The sequence below is a fragment of the Amaricoccus sp. genome (assembly GCF_036846665.1).
Classification (GTDB): domain Bacteria; phylum Pseudomonadota; class Alphaproteobacteria; order Rhodobacterales; family Rhodobacteraceae; genus Amaricoccus.
The window spans coordinates 1-4212 of the sequence record NZ_DAIUBO010000287.1 but is presented as its reverse complement, the minus strand read 5'-3'; the positions used below and the strand labels follow the sequence as shown (position 1 = coordinate 4212).

The 4212-nt window shown below is 72.2% G+C and carries 6 protein-coding genes; 4 read left to right on the top strand and 2 right to left on the bottom strand.

Annotated elements, in window-relative coordinates; translation table 11 throughout:
* The 4 genes from V7050_RS18810 to V7050_RS18795 form a co-directional block, all read left to right on the top strand.
* On the top strand, nucleotides 1–298 hold a 298-nt coding region (locus tag V7050_RS18810), incomplete at its 5' end, for a dioxygenase family protein (RefSeq protein WP_442885716.1).
* Between the two features lie 3 nt (nucleotides 299–301).
* A complete protein-coding gene (gene pcaG, locus V7050_RS18805; protein ID WP_324368965.1) occupies nucleotides 302–928 on the top strand; it encodes a protocatechuate 3,4-dioxygenase subunit alpha in 627 nt (208 codons plus the stop codon).
* Entirely contained in the window at nucleotides 921–1757 is an 837-nt protein-coding gene (locus V7050_RS18800; RefSeq protein WP_324368963.1) for a 3-keto-5-aminohexanoate cleavage protein, read from the top strand. Before pcaG ends, V7050_RS18800 begins: the two co-directional genes overlap by 8 nt.
* A gap of 5 nt (nucleotides 1758–1762) precedes the next feature.
* Nucleotides 1763–3088, top strand: coding sequence for a lyase family protein (locus tag V7050_RS18795; protein WP_324368961.1), 1326 nt, complete (start codon nucleotides 1763–1765; stop codon nucleotides 3086–3088).
* 89 nt (nucleotides 3089–3177) lie between these two features.
* On the opposite strand, the gene V7050_RS18790 is transcribed toward V7050_RS18795, so the two are convergent.
* Both V7050_RS18790 and V7050_RS18785 read right to left on the bottom strand, forming a co-directional pair.
* The gene (locus V7050_RS18790; RefSeq protein ID WP_324368959.1) at nucleotides 3178–3642 is read right to left on the bottom strand and encodes a TlpA family protein disulfide reductase; all 465 of its coding nucleotides are present in this window, start codon (nucleotides 3640–3642) and stop codon (nucleotides 3178–3180) included.
* A gap of 53 nt (nucleotides 3643–3695) precedes the next feature.
* The coding region (locus tag V7050_RS18785; protein WP_324411016.1) for a hypothetical protein at nucleotides 3696–4212 on the bottom strand (517 nt) is incomplete at its 5' end.

Here is a 4212-nt window from a genome sequence, read left to right as displayed (position 1 = left end):
CGGCGCCTATCCCTGGCGCAACTGGGTGAACAACTGGCGCCCGGCGCATATCCATTTCTCGGTCTTCGGCACCGGCTTCGCCCAGCGGCTGATCACCCAGATGTATTTCGAGGGCGATCCCCTGATCCCGCATTGCCCGATCCTCGCCGCGATCCCGGACCGCGCGGCGCTCGCGCAGCTGATCGCGCCGCTGGACCTCAACGCCAGCATCCCGCTCGACAGCCTCGCCTACAAGTTCGACATCGTGCTGCGCGGGCGGCGCTCGACGCTCTTCGAGAACCGGCTGGAGGGGAACTGAGCCATGGTGCAGCCGCTCGACTATCTCCGCGAGACCGCGTCGCAGACCGCCGGTCCCTACGTCCATATCGGGCTCGCGCCCGGCGCGGCGGGATTCGCCATCTTCGAGAACGAGCTCGGCCGCGACATCGCCGGGCCCAATGCCGCCGGCGAGCGCATCCGCGTCGAGGGACGCGTGTTCGACGGCACCGGCGCCCCGCTCAGGGACGTGCTGATCGAGGTCTGGCAGGCCAATGCCGCCGGGATCCACGCGAGCCCCGAGGATCCGCGCCACGGCGAGGTCGAGGAGGGCTTCCGCGGCTGGGGCCGGGTGATCTCGGATTTCGACACCGGCCGCTTCGCCTTCGAGACCGTCAAGCCGGGCGCCGTGGCAGGCCGCGGTGGCAAGCCCATGGCGCCGCATCTCAATCTCTGGATCGTCGCGCGCGGCATCAACATCGGCCTCAGCACCCGGATGTATTTCTCCGACGAGCCCGCGGCCAATGCCGCCGATCCGGTGCTCGGCCTCATCGAGAACCCCGCGCGGTGGCCGACCCTGATCGCCGCCCGCGAGGAGCGGGACGGCATGGCGCTCTACCGCTTCGACATCCGCCTTCAGGGCGAGAACGAGACGGTGTTCTTCGATGTCTGAGGCCAGGCCCTGCATCATCTGCGTGGCGATCACCGGCTCGCTGCCGACCAAGGCCGACAACCCGGCGGTGCCGATCTCGGTCGCCGAGCAGGTCGAGAGCACCCAGGAGGCCTTCGAGGCCGGTGCCTCGATCGTTCACGCCCATGTCCGCAACGAAGACGGGACGCCGAGCTCGGACCCGGAGCGATTCGCGCGGCTGATGGAGGGGATCCGGGCGCATTGCCCGGGCATGATCATGCAGCTCTCGACCGGCGGCCGCTCCGGCGCCGGCCGCACCCGGGGCGGCATGCTGGCGCTCCGCCCCGACATGGCCTCGCTTTCGGTGGGCTCGAACAACTTCCCGACCCGCGTCTACGAGAACCCGCCGGACCTCGTCGACTGGCTCGCCGCCGAGATGCGCACCCATGGGGTGAAGCCCGAGATCGAGGCCTTCGATCTCAGCCACATCCACCAGGCCGCGGCGATGAACCGCGACGGCCGCATCCCCGGCCGGCTCTACGTGCAATTCGTCATGGGCGTGAAGAACGCCATGCCGGTTGACCGCGACGTCTTCGACTATTACCGCCGCACGGTCTCGCGCCTGGCGCCGGAGGCGGAATGGTGCGGGGCGGGCATCGGGCGCCACCAGATCACGCTCAACGAATGGTGCATCGCCGCCGGGGGGCATGTACGCACCGGGCTCGAGGACAACGTGCGGCTCGACGCCACCACGCTGGCCCCGTCGAATGCCGCCCTCGTGCGCCGCGCGGCGGCGCTCTGCGCCGAGCACGGCCGCCCGGTGGCGAGCTGGCGGCAGGCCCGGGCGATTCTCGGGCTGCGGGAGGCCTGAGGGCGATGGCCGTCGCCGCCTTCGAGAGCCCGCTGCTCGCCGGTCTCTACGGCGATGCCGAGATCGCGGCGCAATTCGGCGCCGAGGCTGAGATCGCCGCCATGCTGCGCTTCGAGGCGGCGCTGGCGCGCGTCGAGGCGCGGCTGGGGGTGATCCCCGCCGCGGCGGGTCCGGCGATCGCGCAGGCGCTGGAGGGGATCGAGATCGCGGCGGCGGATCTCGGGGCCGCGACCGAGGCGGCCGGCATCCCGGTCCCGGGCCTCGTCAAGGCGCTGCGCGCGCGGATCGGGCCGCCGCACGGCGATTTCCTGCATTGGGGCGCCACCTCGCAGGATGCCATGGACACCGGGCTGGTGCTGCGCCTTCGCCCCGTGCTCGAGATCCTCGATGCACGCCTCGCCGCGCTCGTGGCGGCGCTCGGTGCGGCGGCCAGGCGCCATGCGGGTCTGCCCATGGCCGGGCGGACCCGGTCGCAGATCGCCACCCCGACCAGCTTCGGCCTGCGCATCGCCGGCTGGATGGCGCCGCTCTCGCGGTGCCGCGAGCGGCTGGGCGAGCTGCGGCCCCGGCTCCTCCTCCTGCAGTTCGGCGGCGCTTCCGGCAATCTCGCGGCGCTGGGCGAGCGGGGCATCCCGGTGATGGAGGCGCTGGCCGCCGAGCTCGGCCTCGGCTGCCCCGCCAAGCCCTGGCATGTGGAGCGCGACGGGCTCGTCGAATTCGCCAACTGGCTGGCGATGGTCTCCGGCCTCACGGGGCGCATCGGCGCGGATCTGGTCCTGCTCGGCCGCAGCGAGATCGCCGAGGCGGCGGCCGGCGCGGGCGGCGGCTCCTCGACCATGCCGCAGAAGGCCAATCCGGTTCTGGCCGAAACGCTGGTCACGCTGGCGCGCTTCAGCGCGGCGCAGGCGGGCCTCGCGCAGCAAGCGCTCCTCCAGACGGAGGAGCGCGACGGCGCGGCCTGGGCGGTGGAATGGCTCTGCCTGCCGCCGATGGCGGTCGCGGCGGGGGCGGGCCTGCGCCATGCGGCGGCGCTGATTTCCGACCTGCGGCTAGATCCCGCCCGCATGGCCGCGGCGATCGAGCTGAACGGCGGCGGCGCCTATGCCGAGGCGCTGGCCTTCGGCCTGGCGCGGCACATGCCGCTGAAGGATGCCCAGGAGATCGTGAAGGCGGCGGCCGCCGCGCAGGCCGCCACCGGCGGCAGGCTGATCGACCGGGTCAATGCCGCCTGCGAGGCCCGCGGCCTCCCCGCTCAGCGGCTCGATCTCGAGAGCCTGCTCGCGCCGGGCCGCAACCTGATCGGGCGCGCGGTCAGGCTGACGCGGGCCTGATATTGCCTCCGACAGATGGCTTCGGGCCAATGCCTGCCCGCGATCGTGCCGGAACCACGCCATCGGCATGACGGCGGACGCGATCTGCGTCATCGCTCCGCAGTCTCGCCGATCATCGCCATGACCTCGGCCCCGAGGGCGAGATCGGCCACCTGCCCGAAATGCCGCGCCCGCATCGCGCTCCGCCGGTCGAGGAGCACAAGGCTGGGCGTGCCCTGCAACGCCCAGGCCGCCATGGTGCGCGGCATCGGGCCTTCGCCCGGCGCGTCGATGGCAACGGGAAAGCGGATGCGCCATTCGTGCAGGAAGGCGGCGAGCGTCTCGCGGCTGTTGCCGTCGTGATGCTCGAAGACGCTGTGCAGGCCGATGACCGCGAGGTCCCGCGCATCGAAGGCCTGCGCCAGGCGCTGCGCCTGCGGCAGGCCGTGCAGGACGCAGCCGGGACAGAGCATCCGGAACACCTCGACCGCCAGGACCCGGCCGCGGAAATCCGCCAGCACCAGCGGCCGCTCCGTGTTCAGCCAGTCGGCCGCGAAGAAGGGCGCCATCTCCATCGTTCCGATCCTTGTCGTGGGGGCGCGGCGGAGAGGTCGCCGCTCCCGGTCTCTCACTGCCCGACCCGGCCCGGCAGGCTCAGATCCCCCGAAGCCACGTCGAAGACGTCCGTCACGCAGAGAAGCGGCGCGTGGATATTCGCATCGACCCGAAGGGCGGCAGCGACCCCGTCGAACCGCGCTTCCTCCATTGCGCCGATGTCGGCGAGGGGCACCGTCACGCTGAGCCGCGGCCCGTCGAAGACCGGCGACCAGCCCGGGCTGTCGATCAGGATCGGCAGGCCCGGCCAAGTCAGCGGCAGCGGCGGCGTCGCGCCCTCGGGGATGTCGATGACCTTGAGCGCGCCCGGCCCGCAGGTCTCGTCCGGCCCGAGCACGACCCAATGGCTGTGCCAGGTCCCGCCATCGTCGCCGGTGGCGCCGGAGCCGCTCTCGTCGAAGAGCGGCGTGTCGTCGAAATCGGGATGGATCGTGACCGCGAAGGCAAGGATGCCCGCCTGGGGCGCGAAACCCACGGTGGAAGGGTCCAGAGAGGTCGGCCAGACGTAGGAGAACACCGCCGCGCCGCCA